The organism is Burkholderia sp. Ac-20344, from assembly GCF_017104975.1.
GTDB lineage: Bacteria > Pseudomonadota > Gammaproteobacteria > Burkholderiales > Burkholderiaceae > Burkholderia.
On sequence record NZ_JAAGPP010000065.1, the window covers coordinates 16,463 to 34,741 of the forward strand.

18 protein-coding genes are annotated in these 18,279 nt (G+C 67.6%); 5 read left to right on the plus strand and 13 right to left on the minus strand.

All coding sequences use genetic code 11. The annotated features are described in order from the left end of the window. Positions 1-685: 685 nt before the first annotated feature. The 7 genes from G3N64_RS20415 to G3N64_RS20445 all read right to left on the minus strand — a co-directional run bounded on the left by G3N64_RS20415 (position 686) and on the right by G3N64_RS20445 (position 6,038). On the minus strand, positions 686-1,267 hold the full coding sequence (locus G3N64_RS20415; protein ID WP_205785543.1) for a DUF3501 family protein: 582 nt from the start codon (positions 1,265-1,267) through the stop codon (positions 686-688). A gap of 31 nt (positions 1,268-1,298) precedes the next feature. Beyond that, positions 1,299-2,636, minus strand: a complete 1,338-nt coding sequence (locus G3N64_RS20420) for a heterodisulfide reductase-related iron-sulfur binding cluster (RefSeq protein WP_205785544.1) — start codon at positions 2,634-2,636, stop codon at positions 1,299-1,301. 119 nt (positions 2,637-2,755) lie between these two features. Then, entirely contained in the window at positions 2,756-3,178 is a 423-nt protein-coding gene (locus tag G3N64_RS20425; protein WP_085040796.1) for a rubrerythrin family protein, read from the minus strand. Positions 3,179-3,415: 237 nt separating this feature from the next. After that, positions 3,416-4,684, minus strand: a complete 1,269-nt coding sequence (locus G3N64_RS20430; RefSeq protein ID WP_205785545.1) for an RNA polymerase sigma factor — start codon at positions 4,682-4,684, stop codon at positions 3,416-3,418. Beyond that, the gene (locus G3N64_RS20435) at positions 4,681-5,097 is read right to left on the minus strand and encodes a VOC family protein (RefSeq protein ID WP_205785546.1); all 417 of its coding nucleotides are present in this window, start codon (positions 5,095-5,097) and stop codon (positions 4,681-4,683) included. The genes G3N64_RS20430 and G3N64_RS20435 overlap by 4 nt, the downstream gene beginning before the upstream one ends. Before the next feature lie 42 nt (positions 5,098-5,139). Further along, complete coding sequence (locus G3N64_RS20440; protein WP_175045242.1) at positions 5,140-5,559, minus strand: YciI family protein; 420 nt, start codon at positions 5,557-5,559, stop codon at positions 5,140-5,142. A 125-nt stretch (positions 5,560-5,684) separates the two neighbouring features. Beyond that, complete coding sequence (locus G3N64_RS20445) at positions 5,685-6,038, minus strand: YciI family protein (protein WP_205785547.1); 354 nt, start codon at positions 6,036-6,038, stop codon at positions 5,685-5,687. 203 nt (positions 6,039-6,241) lie between these two features. On the opposite strand from G3N64_RS20445, the gene G3N64_RS20450 reads away from it, so the two are divergent. From G3N64_RS20450 to G3N64_RS20465, 4 genes are all read left to right on the plus strand, one after another. After that, the gene (locus tag G3N64_RS20450) at positions 6,242-8,107 is read left to right on the plus strand and encodes an ExeM/NucH family extracellular endonuclease (RefSeq protein WP_205785548.1); all 1,866 of its coding nucleotides are present in this window, start codon (positions 6,242-6,244) and stop codon (positions 8,105-8,107) included. 285 nt (positions 8,108-8,392) lie between these two features. Further along, positions 8,393-8,779 carry a DUF883 family protein gene (locus G3N64_RS20455; protein WP_174917652.1) on the plus strand — a complete coding sequence of 129 codons (387 nt, stop codon included), beginning with the start codon at positions 8,393-8,395 and terminating at the stop codon, positions 8,777-8,779. A 64-nt stretch (positions 8,780-8,843) separates the two neighbouring features. Further along, the gene (locus tag G3N64_RS20460) at positions 8,844-9,428 is read left to right on the plus strand and encodes a YSC84-related protein (RefSeq protein WP_205785549.1); all 585 of its coding nucleotides are present in this window, start codon (positions 8,844-8,846) and stop codon (positions 9,426-9,428) included. Positions 9,429-9,664: 236 nt separating this feature from the next. Then, a complete protein-coding gene (locus G3N64_RS20465) occupies positions 9,665-10,717 on the plus strand; it encodes an AI-2E family transporter (protein WP_205785550.1) in 1,053 nt (350 codons plus the stop codon). Positions 10,718-10,782: 65 nt separating this feature from the next. Here G3N64_RS20465 and G3N64_RS20470 read toward each other — a convergent pair whose 3' ends face one another. The 6 genes from G3N64_RS20470 to G3N64_RS20495 form a co-directional block, all read right to left on the minus strand. After that, on the minus strand, positions 10,783-11,301 hold the full coding sequence (locus G3N64_RS20470) for a thioesterase (RefSeq protein WP_205785551.1): 519 nt from the start codon (positions 11,299-11,301) through the stop codon (positions 10,783-10,785). A 205-nt stretch (positions 11,302-11,506) separates the two neighbouring features. Then, positions 11,507-12,523, minus strand: coding sequence for an NADP-dependent oxidoreductase (locus tag G3N64_RS20475; protein ID WP_174917648.1), 1,017 nt, complete (start codon positions 12,521-12,523; stop codon positions 11,507-11,509). 37 nt (positions 12,524-12,560) lie between these two features. Further along, positions 12,561-13,349 carry an SDR family oxidoreductase gene (locus tag G3N64_RS20480; RefSeq protein ID WP_059521513.1) on the minus strand — a complete coding sequence of 263 codons (789 nt, stop codon included), beginning with the start codon at positions 13,347-13,349 and terminating at the stop codon, positions 12,561-12,563. Between the two features lie 471 nt (positions 13,350-13,820). Further along, on the minus strand, positions 13,821-14,411 hold the full coding sequence (locus G3N64_RS20485) for a phosphatase PAP2 family protein (RefSeq protein ID WP_205785552.1): 591 nt from the start codon (positions 14,409-14,411) through the stop codon (positions 13,821-13,823). 81 nt (positions 14,412-14,492) lie between these two features. Further along, positions 14,493-15,809 (minus strand): Nramp family divalent metal transporter, encoded by a 1,317-nt coding sequence (locus G3N64_RS20490; protein WP_205785553.1) that lies wholly within the window; start codon positions 15,807-15,809, stop codon positions 14,493-14,495. Further along, positions 15,758-16,813, minus strand: coding sequence for a helix-turn-helix domain-containing protein (locus G3N64_RS20495; protein WP_205785554.1), 1,056 nt, complete (start codon positions 16,811-16,813; stop codon positions 15,758-15,760). Before G3N64_RS20495 ends, G3N64_RS20490 begins: the two co-directional genes overlap by 52 nt. Before the next feature lie 497 nt (positions 16,814-17,310). On the opposite strand from G3N64_RS20495, the gene G3N64_RS20500 reads away from it, so the two are divergent. Then, positions 17,311-18,234 carry a LysR family transcriptional regulator gene (locus G3N64_RS20500; RefSeq protein WP_205785555.1) on the plus strand — a complete coding sequence of 308 codons (924 nt, stop codon included), beginning with the start codon at positions 17,311-17,313 and terminating at the stop codon, positions 18,232-18,234. Positions 18,235-18,279 lie beyond the last annotated feature (45 nt).

Sequence of the window (18,279 nt, forward strand, 5' to 3'; positions counted from 1 at the left end):
TCGCGACACATCGCGTCGCGGGGCGGCCCGGTTGCACATTATGGTTATCCGGTGTTGTGCATGCCGGCGCGACACCGCACTTTCACGGTGCCGCCATTCCCGGCAATGGCGCACAAATCACGGTCTCACTCCAATGTGGGAATTTTTGTGCACGAAGCATACCATCCCTAGGGTTTATCTCAATATGACAATGACTTAATGTTACGCACTGAAACAACCTGCCAAGGGTGCTTGATGTATTTATGCTTGAATTTTTTTGCGGGATCTTTATGCCCATCGCTGCAAAGGCCCGTCCGGCGGGGCTCCGGAGCGTATGAAGAATGCCCGCCAATGGGCATTTTCGGGCTGGTCAGACCCTTGCCGGCAACAATCCCGCGCATTGCTGCCCAACATCGGTAAATCAGGGGAAAAAGCGTAACAAGATATTCACGAATCGGTAAATCATTCAAATTCGACCGATTTTAATTATCTCCGTGCACAATCTTTTTATTGTTTCTCTGCGAGTGATGAAAGCACGGTGACGCCCGGCGCACATTTTTCGCCGCATGCAACCGCATGACGTCTGTTACATCTTCGCGGCGGCTGGCGGGCGACTGCCCCGCAGCGCGTGCGGAAATCCCGCTTCGGGTCGGAACGGAAAAATGGAAACCGGTGTGCGGGGCGTGCTGAACGTGCAGCGGACGCGTCAGTGCAGATCGCCGGCCAGCGATGCGGTCACGTCCGCGTCCACGCGCTGTGCCGGCATCGCGTAGGCCGGGTGATCGCAGCCGATCGACAACGCCGCCCCGCCCTTGAGCGCCGCGCGCATCGGCGCGCCGAGCTCGAAGCGCACGAAATGCACGGCCGACGTCTTCTCGGCGTTGTCGCGCTCGAGATCCTCGTCGGCGATCGCGTAGACGTTCGCATGCCCGTCGACCTGCAGGTACACGCGATCCTCGATACCGATCAACCGCGCGAGCGCCGCGCGCCGTTCGATTTCGTGCTCGTACTCGATCTGCATCGTCGCCTTCAGGTTCGTGCCGTCGGGCACGAGCGGCAGATACGCTTCCAGTTCCCCTTCGATGCCCGCCTGGTCGAAGATCTTCTCGATGTGCAGCATCTCCTGGATCTGATAGCGGATCGTCGTCTCGTCCTCGAACAGGAAGCGCAGGTGGTTGCCGAGCGCCACCGCGCGGCGGCGCTTGTACGCGACGAGCCGCGCGTGTTCGGCCTTGCGGATCTTCGCGTACGCTTCGAGCGTCAGCAGGGAGTCGCGGGTCAACGTCATGGGAGATCCTCGTGGGTCGGCCGGCGGCGGCTCAGATGCCGTACGCGCGGCGCAGCAGCGTGAGCGGATGCGCGAGCGGCGCGGACGGCAGCCCCTTGTCGTCGATACCCTGCACGATGTGATGGCCGGCCAGCGCGCAGTCCGACGAGACAAAATCCGGCTGCGGCTCGGCCATCGCCTTGAACACGGGCCCGCCGATCCGCATCGCGTCCGCATGGAATTCCTTCTTCACGCCGAACGTGCCCGCGTGGCCCGAGCAGCGCTCGACGACGTTCACGTGCGTATCGGGCACGAGCGACAGCGCGTCGGCCGTCTTGCGGCCGATGTTCTGCACGCGCGCGTGGCACGGCACGTGATACGACACGGTGCCGAGGCCCGTCTTGAAATCGGTCTTGAGCAGCCCGTCGCGATGCCGCGCAATCACGTATTCGAACGGATCCCAGAATGCGTCGGCCACCGCGCGCACGGCTTCGTCGCCGGGGAACATCAGCGGCAGTTCGCTCTTGTACATCAGCACGCAGCTCGGGATCGCGCCGATCAGTGCATAGCCTTCGCGCGCATAGCGTTCGAGCACGGGCAGGTTCACGTCCTTCTTCGCGGCCACGCCGGCGAGATTGCCCTGCTCGAGCAGCGGCATCCCGCAACAGGCTTCGCGCGTGACGAGCTCGTACGGGATGTCGTTGTGCGCGAGGATCGCGAGCAGGTCGTGGCCGATGCCCGGCTCGTTGAAGTTCACGTAGCAGGTCGCGTAGATCGCAACCTTGCCGGGCGTGCGCTCGCCGTCGCGCACGGGCAAGCCGTCGGAGGGCTTCGCCGTGCGCCGGAATTTGCGCGGTGCGAATTGCGGCAGCCACGCATGGCGATCGACGCCGAGCGTCGCTTCGAGCGCATGGCGCGCGGGCGGCGTGCGGTTCACCGCGTTCACCGCCTGCGTGACGATCGGGATGCCGGCGAAGTGGCCGAGCGCGTCGGTGTTCGACAGCACCTTGTCGCGCAGCGTCGCTTCGCCGCGCTTGTAGCGCGCGGCCTTGCCGCGCAGCATCAGGTGCGGGAAGTCGACGTTCCATGCGTGCGGCGGCACGTACGGGCATTTCGTCATGTAGCAGAGGTCGCACAGGTAGCACTGGTCGACGACCTTGCCGAACGCGGCCTTCGGCACTTCTTCGATATCGCCCATCGGCGTGTCGTCGACCAGATCGAACAGCGTCGGAAACGCGCCGCACAACGACACGCAGCGCCGGCACCCGGCGCAGATGTCGAACACGCGCGTCATTTCCGCATCGATCGCGGCCGGGTCGTAGAACGTATCGGACTGCCAGTCGAGCGGATGCCGGGTCGGGGCTTCGAGACTGCCTTCCTTGTGGGGCATGGGGCGCTCCAGCGTGGCGCGCATGCGCGCCAGCGCCGCCCGCGCAATGCGGGCAGCGATGAACGAACAGCCGGCCGCTTGCCGGTCGCACGGCCTGACGTGCGGCCCGCGGCAGCCTGTCAGTCGACGAGACTGTCCAGCGCCTTCGTATAGCGGTTCGCGTGGCTGCGTTCCGCCTTCGCGAGCGTCTCGAACCAGTTCGCGATTTCGTCGAAACCCTCGTCGCGCGCCGTCTTCGCCATGCCCGGATACATGTCGGTGTATTCGTGCGTTTCGCCGGCGATCGCCGATTCGAGATTCAGCCGCGATGGACCGAACGGCAAGCCCGTTGCCGGATCGCCGACGGCTTCCAGATATTCGAGATGGCCGTGCGCATGGCCGGTTTCGCCTTCGGCGGTCGAGCGGAACAGCGCGGCGACGTCGTTCTGGCCTTCGACGTCAGCCTTCGAAGCGAAATACAGATAACGCCGGTTCGCCTGCGATTCACCCGCGAATGCGGCCTTCAGGTTCTCTTCGGTTTTGCTGCCCTTGAGTTGAGCCATTTGCGCCTCCGTTCGAGTCGGCGCGGCCGCGTGCGAAGCCGGGCCGATCAGGTATGTGGGGAACGATGCGCTTGCCGGGGCGCGCGCATCGTGCTCTTCAATCTAGGCGCTCGCGTTCGCATCCCCCAATAGGCTTTTTCAATCCGGGCGATAGTGCCCGGCGGGACACGGCGCGCGCTCCCCGGCGCGACCTGCGCACGGTGCGCTGCGTTCGCGCGTTCGTGCGTGCCGCGTGCGTCACGCGTCCGTCGCACGCCTGAGCAGCAATTCGCGTTCGCGCTCGTTGCGCGTCAGTTCCGCCGCGCGGCGGAATTCGGCCTTGGCTTCGTCCGCGCGGCCAAGCTTCGCCAGCAGGTCGCCACGCACGCTCGGCAGCCAGTGATAGCGCGCGAGCGCGGGATCGTCGCGCAACGCATCGACGAGCTCGAGCGCCGCGGCCGGCCCGAACGCCATCCCGACGGCCACCGCGCGATTCAGCTCGACGACGGGCGACGGCGCGACTTCGGCGAGCGCGTCATACAGCGCGACGATCTGCGCCCAGTCGGTATCCGACGCATGCCGCGCGCGCGCATGGCAGGCGGCCAGCGCGGCCTGCAGCGCATACGGCCCGCGTACGCCGCCGAGCTTCGTCGCGCGTTCGAGCGCCGCGAGCCCGCGCCGGATCAGCAGCGGATCCCAGCGGCTGCGATCCTGGTCGAGCAGCAGCACGGGCCGGCCCTGCGCGTCGGTGCGCGCAGGCATGCGCGACGCCTGCAGTTCCATCAGCGCAACGAGCCCGAGCACCTCGCTCTCGTCCGGCGCCAGCCCGGCCAGCACGCGGCCGAGCCGCAATGCCTCGTCGCACAGCGCCGGGCGCGTCCAGTCGTCGCCGGAGGTCGCCGCATGGCCTTCGTTGAACACGAGATAGATCACTTCGAGCACCGACGCGAGCCGCGCGGGCCGCGCATCGGCGGCCGGCACCTCGAACGGCACGTGCGCCGCCGCGAGCGTGCGCTTGGCGCGCACGATCCGCTGCGCGATCGTCGGCTCGGGCGTCAGGAACGCGCGCGCGATCTCGCCCGTCGTCAGCCCGCCGAGCAGCCGCAGCGTCAGCGCAACGCGCGCATCGGTCGACAGCACCGGGTGGCACGACGTGAAGATCAGCCGCAGCAGGTCATCGCCGATGTCGTCGTCGCTCGCGTCGGCGAGCGCCTCCGCGATGTCGGGGACGACATGCGCTTCGAGCGCGTCCATCTCGTGGCCGAGCTGGTCGCGCTTCGCCGCGTGGAGCGACTCCTGCCGGATCCGGTCGAGCGCACGACGCTTCACGGCCGTCATCAGCCATGCGGCCGGGTTGTCGGGCACGCCGTCGACGGGCCAGTGCTCGAGCGCCGCGACGAGCGTGTCCTGCGCCAGTTCCTCGGCCACGCCGACGTCGCGCACCACGCGCGCGGCGCGCGCGATGATCTTGGGCGCCTCGATCCGCCAGACCGCTTCGATCGCACGGTGAGTCGCCTCATGCGTCACGACGCCTGCCCCTCGGCGGACGCGTCCAGCGGCATGGCCATCAGCTCCCATGCATGGCCGTCCGGATCGTCGAACCCGTGGCCGTACATGTTCGGGTACTCGCGCGGCGCTTGCGGCGCGGACCCGCCGGCCGCCAGCGCCTTCGCGACGATCGTGTCGACCTCGGCGCGGCTTTCGCACGACAGGCACGACAGTGCCTGCACCTGCGTTGCCGGATCGACGATGGTCTTGCCGGTAAACGTCTGGAAAAATGGCCGCACGAGCAGCATCGCGAAGATCGTGTCGCTGATCTTGATGCAGGCGGCCTGGTCGTTGGTATAGGCCGGCACGACCTCGAAGCCGAGCGCCTGGTAGAACGCCTTCGAGCGCGGCAGGTCGGCCACGGGCAGGTTGATGAAGACCATCTTGTGCATGTCGGGTGCTCCCGGTGAGGTTGGGTTCAGGTGGGCAATCGATCAGGCGCTGGTGCGGCCGACGTGGAGTTCGCGGAACCGCTCGACCGCGTCGCTCGGCGTGAGATCGTCAAGCTCGAACAGCGGCCGCACCTCGATCTCGCAATCCATCTCGGCGCCGAACGGCGCGGGGAACCGGCGCGTCCATTCGAGCGCTTCGTCGCGCGAACGCACCTGGATCAGCGTATAGCCGGCGATCAGTTCCTTCGTTTCGGCGAACGGGCCGTCGACCACCGTGCCTTTGCCGCCCGTGTAGCGCACGCGCCAGCCGCGCGCACTCGGCCGCAGCCCGTTCGCGTCGAGCAGCACGCCGGCCCTGGCCAGTTCCTCGTGATAGACGGTCATGGCCTCGACCAGCCGGTTATCCGGCAACGCGTCGGACTCGCTGACGGCGTTCGCCCGGATCATGATCATGAATCGCATCGTTTACTCCTTGTCGTCGGTGGAAGGCGGCGCCCGTTCATCGGCGCCTTATCCGGACGACGGCCGGAAGACAGCCGGATCGACATGTTCCGCGACACATCAGGGTAAATACCGAGCCGCGGCCTTCACAGGAAGCACGGGCCGACCGCCCGCACCTCGACCGTGCACCATTGCGCGGCCGGGCACTGGCGCGCGATCTCGATCGCTTCCTCGCGCGTGTCGACATCGACGAGGAAGAAGCCGCCGATCATCTCCTTCGCCTCCGCGAACGGGCCGTCGAGCAGGCGCGTCTCGCCGTCGCGCACCTGCACGCGCGTCCCGCGCTCGGAGCGCTCCAGCGACTCGACGCCGCGCAGCACGCCGCGCACCTTCAGCGTCTCGGCGAAATCGACCATCCGCGCGTACAGCGCCTGACCTTCGTCGAGCGTGCGTTCGGCGCGCTGGTCGGTCGGCTCGACAATCAACAGCATGTAAGACATGGATCTCTCCTGTGGGAACGGGGCGCGGCAGCGTTCGCTGCGCGATCGGGATGCGGCGGCCGATGCAAAAGCGTAGCAGCCGCCGTGCGGTTTGCATCGTCGGCCAATCGGCTCTGGCCGGACGGCCATTTCGGCCGCTTCCTGACATTTTGCCGTCAAGATGCCTGCCCGAACCGTCGGATTTTCTTCCTGTGGACTGCCCCATGTCACGCCTGCTTCTGCCGCTTGCCGTTGCACCGTTCATCGCCCTCGCCCCCCTCTTCGCCGTCTTCGCCCGGCCGGCCGCGGCTGCGCCGCCGGTCAGCGCCGGCTGCGGCGGCGCAACCACGCCGATTGCCGACCTCCGCGGCGCCGGCGGCCCGTCGCCGCTGGCCGGGCAAACGACCTCGATCGAAGCGGTCGTCACCGCGGCGTTCGGCGGCGCAGACGGCCTCGGCGGCTTCTTCGTCCAGCAGGCCGACGCGCAGCGACGGCACCGGCCGGGCGTGCCGGAAGGCGTGTTCGTGTACGCACCGACCGCGCGCGCGAAGGCCGGCGATCTCGTGCATCTCACGGGCCGCGTCGACGAGCGATACGGCCGGACGCAATTCACGCTGTCGGGCGGCATGACCGTCTGCGCACGCGGGCAGACGGTCACGCCGGCAACGCTCGCGCTGCCGGTCGCCACGCCATCCGTGCTGGCCGCGCACGAAGGCATGCGGGTGCGCCTGCCGCAACAGCTGACGGTCAGCGATACGCACGAACTCGGCCGCTACGGCAGCGTCGTCCTCAGCAACGGCCGGCTGCGCATCCCGACCCACGTCGCACCGCCGGCCGAGGCCGCCGCGCTCGCGGCAGCCAACGCACGCAACCGCATCGTGCTCGACGACGGCTCGAACCGCCGCGATCCCGCGACCGCGCGCTATCCGCCACCCGCGCTGAGTGCCGCCAATACGCTGCGCGCGGGCTACACGGTGCGCGGCGTCGAAGGCGTGCTCGAACTGCGCTACGGCGCGTGGCGGCTGCAACCGGTTGCCGGCGCGATGCCGGTGTTCGATGCCGCCGCGAACCCGCGTACCGATGCGCCTGCGCGGCATCCCGATGCCGACGTGCGCATCGTGTCGTTCAACGTATTCAACTATTTCAACGGCGACGGGCATGGAGGCGGATTCGATGCCCCGGCCAACCGTGGCGCGAAAACGCCCGCCGCGTTCGCGCGACAGGAAGCGAAGATCGTCGCGGCGTTGCGCGCGTTGCGTGCCGACGTGATCGGGCTGATGGAAATCGCGAACAACGGCCACGGCGACGCAAGCGCCGTGCGGCGTCTCGCCACGCAACTCGGTGACGGCTGGCGCGCGGTCGATCCCGGCACCGGGCGGCTCGGCCACGATGCGATCGCGGTCGCGCTGCTGTACGACAGCCGCACGGTCGAGCCGATCGGGCGTGCGGCGACCGTCGCACTCGGCGGCCGGCACCGGCCGCCGCTCGCGCAGACGTTCCGCGGCATCGGCGGCACGCGCGTCTTCACGGTCGCGGTCAATCACCTGAAATCGAAGAACTGCCCGAATGCGACCGGCGCCGATCGCGACCAGTCGGACGGCCAGGGCTGCTGGAATGCGGCACGCACGCGGGCCGCCGCACGCATCGCCGACTGGCTCGCCACGTCGCCAACCGGCACCGCGGCGGACGGGGTGCTGCTGATCGGCGACCTGAACAGCTACGCGAAGGAAGATCCGGTTCGCGCGTTCGAATCGCGCGGGTACGCGAACCTGGTGGCCCGCTTCGTCGGCGATGCTGCGTACAGCTACGTATTTCGCGGCGAAGCGGGCAGCCTCGACCACGCGCTCGCCACGCCTGCACTCGCCGCGCGCGTGAAGGCCGTGCACGTCTGGCACATCAACGCCGACGAACCCGTTGCCCTGCAACCCGTGCCCGATTACAAAACATTCGCGCACCGGTCGTCTTATTACGCACCCGACGCGTACCGTTCATCCGACCACGATCCCGTCGTGATCGACGTCGCGCTTGGCGACGGCGGCACGTTGGCAGCCCCGGGAACGAACCGTGCTCGTCGACAGAGCGTCGAATAGTGCATTTGCATCAGCACAAGGCCTGCAACGGCACTATTTACCTGGCAGCCCTGGCGACGCGATATTTACCGTGCCTTCACCGCGTATCGCGGCCCGATACGCCGCTTCGCCCGGCATGGGAATTTTTTTCAACCGCCGCGCCGCCCCGTGCGGCGGGGCTTCGCGGCAATCCTGCCGACGAATTGAAAATTTGTCTCGAAACAAAATCGGGCCAAGTGAATCACACAGGTTGCTGGGATTCGTCTTATCTTCAAATTAGCCTTGAATCGAAGGAGGATAAACACCATGGCGCTCACCGACTCGATCGAACACAAGCTGGACCGCGGCCTGTCCGACATTCGTCGCACGGGCCGGCGCGTGGGACGCACGACGCGCTCGGCGGCCCGCGACCTGCGTGCCGACGTCACCGACGATCTGCGCGGGCTGGTCGACGAACTCGAAGATCTGCTGAAAAACGACGGCGACGGCGATATCGCCGCGCTGCGCAAGCGCGTGCAATCCAGGCTCGATGAAGCGCGCAGCGCGCTCGACCATGCGTCGGGCAGCGCGGCCGCCCGGCTGCGCGATTCGGCCGAACGGGTGTCGCAGGCCGTGCACGACAACCCGTGGCAAACCGCCGGCGTCGTCGCCGGCCTCGCGTTCGTTGCGGGCCTGCTCCTTGCCCGCCGTTGAACGGAGCCGGCCGCCCCGCTGCCCGCACCGTCCGTCCTCAATCAGACAACGAAGGAGAAACGCCATGCAGAAAACCTTTGCCATGAAAGCCGCCGCCGCCGTCCTGCTCGGCAGCCTCGCGCTCGCCGGCTGTACGACCACCCCGGACAAACCGGAAAGCGCATCGGCCAGCGCGTCGAAGCGCCAGTCGATCGACGCCAGCGTCAACGCGACGCTGTCGCGCCTCTATTCGACGGTGCCGGGATCGCGTGAACTCGTCGCGAAATCGCGCGGCGTGCTCGTGTTCCCGAGCGTGCTGCAGGCCGGCTTCATCGTCGGCGGCCAGTCGGGCAACGGCGCGCTGCGCGTCGGCGGCAGCACGGTCGGCTACTACAACACGTCGTCGCTGTCGGTCGGCCTGCAGGCCGGCGCGCAGTCGAAGGCGATCGTGTTCCTGTTCATGACGCAGGATGCGCTCGACTCGTTCCGCAAGTCCGAAGGCTGGTCGGCCGGCGCCGACGCCTCCGTCGCGGTCGTGAAGGTCGGCGCGAACGGCGCGGTCGACTCCAACACGGCCACCGCGCCGGTCGAGGTGCTGGTCCTGACCAACGCGGGCCTGATGGGCGACCTGTCGGTGAACGGCACGAAGGTCACGAAGCTCAATATCTGACGATGCGGCACGCGGCGTTGCGCCGCGTTTGCTTCCCGGCAGCGCCGCGGCCCCGGCCGCGGCGTTTTCGCATGTACCGCGCGCTGCGGCTATGATGGCAGGGCCTTTGCGGGCATACTCCCGTTCGGGCCGCCCCACGCCGCGTTCCGCCGCGAACCCGTGACGTTCGAGAGCCGATCGCGCCCCGGGCAACGCAATTCAATCAAACCAAGCATCAATCTGCGCGAACGCCATCCATGGAAAGCGGACACGATCACCAAAAATTCTTCTATTTCCTGCTGGCCGCGGTCACCGTCGGATTCTGCTGGATCCTCGCGCCGTTCTCCGGCGCCGTGTTCTGGGGCACCGTTCTCGCGATCCTGTTCCAGCCCGTGCAGCGCTGGCTCGCCGCGCGCTTCGGCAAGCGGCGCAACCTGGCCGCGCTCGTGACGATGTCGCTGATCATCCTGATCGTGATCCTGCCGCTCGTGTTCGTCGCCGCGACGCTCGTGCAGGAAATCGCATACGTGTACCAGGAAATCAAGACCGCGCAGCCAAACTACTCGCAATACTTCCAGGACATCATTCACGCGCTGCCGTCGTCGATCCAGCACCTGCTGCAGAAGTACGGACTGACCAACATCCCGGGCATCCAGAAGAAGCTGACCGACGGCGCCGCGCAGATCAGCCAGTTCGCGGCCACCCAGGCGCTCAGCATCGGCCAGAACACGTTCCAGTTCGTCGTGAGCTTCGGTGTGATGCTGTACATGGTGTTCTTCCTGCTGCGCGACGGCGGCGAGATCGGCCGCCGCGTGCGCCGCGCGCTGCCGCTCGACGAAGCGCACAAGAACCTGCTGCTCGCGAAATTCACGACGGTCGTGCGCGCGACCGTGAAGGGCAACATCGCGGTCGCGCTCGTGCAGGGCGCGCTCGGCGGCCTGATCTTCTGGATCCTCGGCATCCAGGGCGTCGTGCTGTGGGGCGCGCTGATGGCGTTCCTGTCGCTGCTGCCCGCGATCGGCGCGAGCCTCGTGTGGGTGCCGGCCGCGCTCTACTTCCTGATGGTCGGCGAGATCTGGAAATGCGTGATCCTCGTCGGGTTCTGCGTCGGCGTGATCGGCCTCGTCGACAACCTGCTGCGCCCGATCCTCGTCGGCAAGGACACGAAGATGCCCGACTGGGTCGTGCTGATCTCGACGCTCGGCGGGATGGCGCTGTTCGGGATCAACGGCTTCGTGATCGGGCCGCTCGTCGCCGCGCTGTTCATGGCGAGCTGGGACATCTACGCGCGTTCCGAACAGGGCGAATGACGCACCGCGCGGCTATGTGCCGCGCGCCGGCCGAAGGCGATCCGCACACCTGCAGAAAGCATCGGTCACGGATGACGAATGCGAATCACGACGGGCGCCACGGCGCCCGTTGCTTCATCCGCCGCCACCGTCATCATGCCGCCGTACGGGCCCACGCGATGAACACGGCCCAATGCCAGCCGCACGCTTCGCTCGTCGTGTGCATCGCGCCACGTTGCACGCATGCCCGTGGCAGCATCCGGCGCGAGCGGCGTACCGTCCAGCCCGACCAGCATCACCTGCGCACCCGGCAAGCGCCGGCCATGCGCATCGAACCGGAGCGTGGCCGCCGCCCCGCTGCCGGCCACCTCCGGTCCATCGACCAGCGCAGCCGACCGCGCATCGAGCGTCACGTCGTAGAGATCGACGAGCGCGCCGGTGAACCGGACGATGCCGTCCGACGCGCTCTGTCCGCTTGCCATCGCATTCGACATCGCCAGCGCGACACCCAGCCCGAGAGCCATCTTCCGCACGGCCCCGGCGCCCCGCCCCGTTCGATGGCGCACTGCCGTTGCCGATGCCGCCCGCTTCGCGTCGTTTCGCATGTTCCCTCTCCTCTGCTGCGTGACCAGAAAAAAAGGCGGCGTGACGCGTCGGTCGCACCGCCTGTCTGCTGGCAATCACTTTAGGGAGGGACGTCCGGACAATATATGGGACAAGTCCGAAACTAAGACCCGATTGATCGAACGCACCGCGTTCGCGCCCGTTGCGGCGGCGTACGACGGCATCGCACGCCGTGCCGCGGGCCCGTCACGCGTCCGGATCGACGCGCAGCACGAGCTTGCCGCGATGGTCGCCGTCGAACAGGCGGTTCAGCACGTCGGGCGCATTTTCGAGACCGTCCGCAACCGTCTCCTCGGCCTTGAGCCGGCCGTCGCGCAGCCAGCCCGCGAGCGTCTGCACGGCCTCGCGGCTCTTGCGATAGTCGAGGATCAGGAAGCCGCGCATCGTCAGCCGCTTCGAGATCAGCACACCGACGTCGTCCGCCGCGCGCCCGCTGTTGTAATTCGAGATCACGCCGCACAGGGCGACGCGCCCGCCGATCACCATCCGCGACAGCACCGCGCGCATCACCTCGCCGCCGACGTTCTCGAAATTCACGTGCACGCCGTCCGGCGTCGCGGCCTTCAGCTGCTGACGGAAATCGTCGGCCTTGTAGTCGACGGCCGCGTCGAAGCCGAGCGTCTCGGTCAGGTAGCGGCACTTGTCCGCACCGCCCGCGATACCCACCACGCGCGCGCCGTGGATCTTGCCGATCTGCCCGGCGATCGAGCCGACCGAGCCGGCCGCCGCCGATACCACGAGCGTCTCGCCCGGCTGCACCGGCGCGATGTCGGTCAGCCCGTAGTACGCGGTCAGCCCGCTCATCCCGCACGCACCGAGCAGCGTCGGCAGCGGCAGGCCCGACTCCGCGGGCAGCTTCACGAGCTGCGCGGCCTGGTCGGCCGGCACGACCGCATAATCCTGCCAGCCGACGAGCCCCTGCACGAGATCGCCTTCCGCGAACCCCGCATGGCGCGACGCCACCACACGCCCGATGCCGAGCGCGCGCATCACCTCGCCGATCGCGACGGGTGGCAGGTACTGCGGCACGTCGCTCATCCACACGCGGTTGGTCGGGTCCATCGACAGATACAGCACGCGCACGAGCACTTCGCCGTCTGCGAGCGCCGGCACCGGCGTCTCGACGAGCGAAAAGTGTTCGCGGCCGACCCGCCCTTCCGGGCGCGTCTTCAGCAGCAGTTGGCGGTTCACGGGTGTGGACACGATGTTCTCCTCCGGTCGTTGTAGTTCGGGATGCGCGTCAGACCGCGCACATGCCGCCGTCGATCACGAGTTCGGCGGCCGTCACGAAACGGCTCTCGTCGGACGCGAGATACACGGCCGCGTGCGCGACGTCGTCCGGCTCGCCGAGCCGGCGCAGCGGAATGCCGCGCGCGAGCTTGCGCGTCGCATCGCGTTCGCCGAGCGACTGGAACAGCGGCTCGACGATCCCCGTGCGGATGAACGCCGGGTGAATCGAGTTGCAGCGCACGTCGATCTCGCGGCGTGCGCAGTCGATCGCGACCGACTTCGTCAGCGACGCGACCGCCGCTTTCGACGCGTTGTACGCGGTGAAATCCGGCTCGACCTTGAACGCGGCGACCGACGAGATGTTGATGATCGATGCGGGATGGCTTTCGGCCAGATACGACAGCGCATGCTTGCAGCCGAGCACGATGCTCTCGACGTTGATCGCCATCACGCGCCGCCATTCGTCCAGCTCGATCTGCGCGGGCGAGCCGATCGAGCCGACGCCCGCGTTGTTGACGAGCACCGACAGGCCGCCCATCGCATCGACCGCCTGCGCGAGCAGCGCCTGCCAGCGCGCTTCGTCGCGCACGTCCTGCGTCGCGGCAAACGCGACCGGCGTCGCATGGCCCGCATTGAGCTCCTGCGCGAACGCGTCGAGCACCGCAGCGTCGGCGATGTCGGTCACGAACACGCGCGCGCCCTGCTCGACCATCCGGCGCGCGATCGCGCGGCCGAGGCCGCCCGCGGCGCCCGTGATGTATGCGCACTTGCCGGCAAGGCGCGAAGAAACGACTGTCATGTGACCTGCTCCTATCGTGAATCGTCGTCGCGGAACGCTGCCGCGACGGGTTTGCCGTGCCTTTCCCAGCCGATGCGGGCCGGTTGACCGTACCTCGACATCACGAGGCGCCGCACGGTTTCCGCGAGTATATCGAGATGAACAGGACGCGCGCCGGACAGGCCCGGCAACCGGCCCGGGTCGAACGACAGCCAGCGTACGCGAATGACGCCAATCGATGAAATGAATAATCGTTATGCCCGGCCATAGGCCCAGTTCATGACCTTCGCGGACCGGCACGCATGCACGGACCGGCGGCGCCCGCCAGTCATATAGACAGACCGGACGGGTCATGGATTCGGGGAATGACGAGCGTTGCGCTCCGCGCGGGCGAGGAAGCGATCGGGAAGATGAGCCGGTGTGGAATCGTGCAACCGCCAGGCGAATGCCGGCGGCAAGAAAGCGACGCCGGAGCGCCGCGACGGGCAACCGTCAGAATCCGTCGCCCGACGGCGCGCGCACGAACGCGCAGAATTGCGGCGAGTGGGTATCGATCATCTGCTGGAACGGCGCACGGTGCCCGTATGCGATGCCCGACACGAGCAGCAGGCAGACGGCCGCGACGCGCGGTGAGCATGCCCGCTGCCGTACGCCGTCGTAGCCGCGCAGGAACACCAGCGCGACGAGCGCGCCGAGCATCCAGCCGACGATCACTTCCGGAACGGTGTGCGAATGATCGAACACGCGCGCGACGGCCGTGACCGCGCCGACGGCCAGCCCGGCCGCAATGCCGGGCGCCTTGCCCGGCCGGAACGCCTGCCACAGCATCGACAGCGCGACGGTCCACACGGACGTCGACAGCATCGTATGGCCGCTGATCACGCGGAAATCGAACTGCGGGAGCTCGACACCGCACCCGGCATAGAGGATCTTCGTCGCGCCCACCAGGCCCATGCCGGCGGCAAGCAGCACGCCCCAGCGGACGGCGAGGCGCCAGTCGGCCAGCGCGAGCCACGCTGCGCACGTCAGCGCGATCGGCAGGGTCAGCGCGGCATCGCCGAGGTTGCTGATTTCACTCCACATAACGGACTTCGGGCGGCTATCGAAAGGCCGCAGTTTACCGCATGCGCACAGCGCCTCTGTTTCAGCGTGTGACAGCCTGTATCAGCCCGCGACGCCGGTGATCAGCAACAGGTTCGTTCCGGTGATGATGGCGAACAGCGCCCACGCCGCGACCTGCATCCCGCGCCCGATCGTGTGCTCGCCCATCGTGTTGCGATCGCTGACCGAGCGGATCAGCGGCCACATCGCGAACGGCAGCTGCAGGCTCAGCAGCACCTGGCTCCACACGAGCAGTTTCCCGACCGAGCCGTCGCCGAGCCACAGCACGCCGATCAGCGCCGGCGCGAGCGCGAGCCCGCGCGTGATCAGCCGGCGCTGGTAGCACGGGATCTTCGTATGCAGGAAGCCGTCCATGATCACCTGGCCGGCGATCGTGCCGGTGAGCGTCGAGCTCTGCCCCGACGCGAGCAGCGCGATGCCGAACAGCAGCGCGGCCGCACCGCCCGCGATCGGCGTAATCAGTTTGTAGGCCTGCTCGATGTCGGTCACGTTGTGCTGGCCCGTCGCATGGAACGCCGCGCCCGCGACGACCAGGATCGCCGCGTTGACGAGCATCGCGACGAACAGCGACACGCAGGTATCGATGCGCACCAGCGCGAGCGTGTCGCGGATCGTCCCGCGCGCCCCGCCGACCACGCGCCGCGTCTGCACGACCGACGAATGCAGGTACAGGTTGTGCGGCATGATCGTCGCGCCGACGATGCCGAGCGCGAGCACGATCGCGTCCTTGCGGTCGTGGCCCGGATCGCCCGGCACGAGCCCGCCAACCACCGCATGCCAGTCGGGCGGCGTGATCGCGACCTGCGCGACGAAGCAGAACGCCATCGTCGCGATCAGCCCGAGCACGATCGCCTCGATCTGGCGGAACCCCTTGCCCTGCAGGCCGAGCACGATCACCGTGTCGAGCGCGGTCAGCACGATCCCCCACGCGAGCGGCACGCCGAGCAGCAGCTTGAACGCGAGCGCGCAGCCGAGGACTTCCGCGATGTCGCACGCGACGATCGACACTTCGGCGGTCACCCACTGCACGACGCGGCCGAACCGGCCGTAGCGATCGTAGCTGGCCTGCGCGAGATCCCTGCCCGCGACGAGGCCGAGCCGCGCCGCGAGCATCTGCAGGAAGATCGCCGCGAGGCTCGAAAACGCGACGACCCACAGCAGCGAATAGCCGAACTGCGAGCCGGCCTGGATGTCGGTCGCCCAGTTGCCGGGATCCATGTAGCCGATCGCGACCAGCAGGCCGGGGCCGAAGAAGCGCTTGAGCTTCTGCCAGCGCGGCGCGCCGGCCTCGATCGTGATACTGCCCTTTACTTCCGACGGGCAGAAAGGGGCGGTGGCGGTAGTGGGGAGGAAGGACATGGAAACCGGGGCTCGAGATCGCGACAGGACGATTCTACGGGTATCCGTCCGTTTTGCTCCCGAGCGGTGGCGCATGCGGCGCAATGCCCCCCGGTGCCGTCGCAGGCCCCCCCGTCGGCATCGGGCGGCGGCGCGGCGCCACGGGTCAGGATCCTTTCGCGCTCGGTGACGCGAAATTCGGTCGGCGACATCAGCATGCGCTGGCGAAACAGCTTCGCGAGCCGCTCGCCGCTGCCGAACCCGGTGCGGCGCGCGACCTTGTCGGCCGGCAGCGTCGTGTGGACCAGCATGTGGCAGGCGCGCTCGAGCCGCACGTGCTGGACGAACTCGGTCGGCGTCACGCCGATCTCCTTCTTGAAGCGCCGCAGGAAGTTGCGCTCGCTCATCGCGGCGGCCTGTGCGGCGTTCGCGATCGAGATGCGGTTCACGCTCTGCGCACGCAGCCGCTGCGCCGACATCCGGATCGACGGGCTTGCGCTCAGTTCGCGAAAGGCCCACATCGACTGCGTATAGCGTTGCTCGACCGGCCGCAGCATGTTGCTGGCGATCTCCTGCGCGGCACTGTCGCCGAGATCGACACGGAACATGTCGAGCACGGCGGCGAACACGTCGGTTTCGCCGGCCTGCAGCTCGACCGTCGTGGCGACCCGGCGCCCGCCCCGGCCTGGCCGCCCTTCGATCGCCGACGACGGACGCTGCATGGCCGCGAGCGCGGGCAGGTCCATCCCGTCGACGATCCAGCGCGCATGATAGCGAATGTCGGAGAGACGACGCTGCAATGCGTCGTCCCAGTTGACGACCGCGCGGTCACCGTGAAGATGAAAGAACGCGAGCGCGCGGCGGCCGTGCTCGTCGCCGAGCGGATCGGCCGCGATGCTCACGCCGGACGACGACTGCAACAGCCCCCCGCTTTCGGATACGTACTTCAACTGGTAGTCCGCACTGTATGCGTGCAGGCGATTCGCCAGGTTGAAAGCCTCGCCAATGCGCGCGGCCTGGGCCAACGAAAACCCCGTACTCAAATAAATAACGACCCATCTCTGATCTGCTGCATTCACTGGCCAAGCCCCCGACTTGTTTCGACTTCTTGTAATACCGTCGAACTGTCAGGCTTATATTTGGTTTGAATGCGTGCGACAGGACGGCTATCCCGAAATATGAAGCGACGGCATCTTAGCCGAACGGGTTGTGCGTTTGGCGCGAAATGGCTGACGGGGACAGCATGATGGCGGATTACTACAGGCTGCCAGGGGTTGCTGGCGGGCCTATGCAGAATTACGCGTGCCGATGTCGCCGATTATTGCGATTGTGTACATCGCAATCCGCGCATTTCATCGCGGCATATTGAGTCGGGCATCCGGATAAATGCACAGCCGAATATCGGCTCAAACGATATCGACGCGTATCCAATCCCATCGATCGCCATCCCAGAAAACCAGCGCATCCGTTGGCGGCACATCCTTTAGAATCGGTCCACCCTTCACCACACCGCCCGCGCCCCGTGCCCGCCGATCACCGTCTCGACCTGAACCTGTTTCGCGTGCTCGACGCCGTCTACGTGCAGGGCGGCATCGGCGCGGCGGCCCGCGCGCTGCATCTCACGCAGCCGGCCGTCACGCACGCGCTCAACCGGCTGCGCGCGCATTTCGACGATCCGCTGTTCGTGCGCCAGGGCAACCGTGTCGTGGCAACCGAACGCACGCGTTCGATCATCGCGGACGTCCAGTTGCACCTGAAGGGCCTGCAAGGCACCGCGCGTGCGCCGTCGGCATTCGAACCCGCGACGCTCGACCTGAGCATCGCGGTCGGCATTCGCGACGTGCTCGAATCGATCGCGCTGCCGCGGATCGTCGCCGCGTTCGCCGACGAAGCACCGGGCCTGCGGCTCGTGAGCCGTCGCATCGCGGTGGCCGACATCGAGCGCGAACTCGCATCGGGCAATCTCGATCTCGCCGTCGATCGCCGCGTGCCGACCGGCCCGCGCATCGCCACCGAACACCTGCTCGACGATTCGCTCGTCGTCGCGCTGCGCAGCGATCACCCGCTTGCGCGCGACCCGCTGCGGCGCGGCGACTATTTCGCGGCACGGCATGTCGCGGTGTCGTCGCTGGGCGAGCCGCAATCGCTCGACGTGCTGCTCGGCAACGACGGCCGCTTCCGCGATATCCGGCTCACCTGCCAGCACTATTTCGCCGCCTGCCAGATCGCCGCGGCCGGCAACCTGCTGGTCACGCTGCCGCACACCTACGCGTTGCGGATGGCCGCGATGCTGCCGATCGTCGTACGGCCGCTGCCGCTGCGGCTCAAGCCGTTCCCGCTGCTTGCGTACTGGCACGAATCGCGCGACGCCGATCGCGCGCACCAGTGGGTACGCGAACGCATCGCCGCGCTCGTGCGCAGCAGCGCCGGCGTCGCCGACGTGTAGCCGCGCGGCGCACGCCGTCATGATCGGGGCGGTATGCTGACGGCT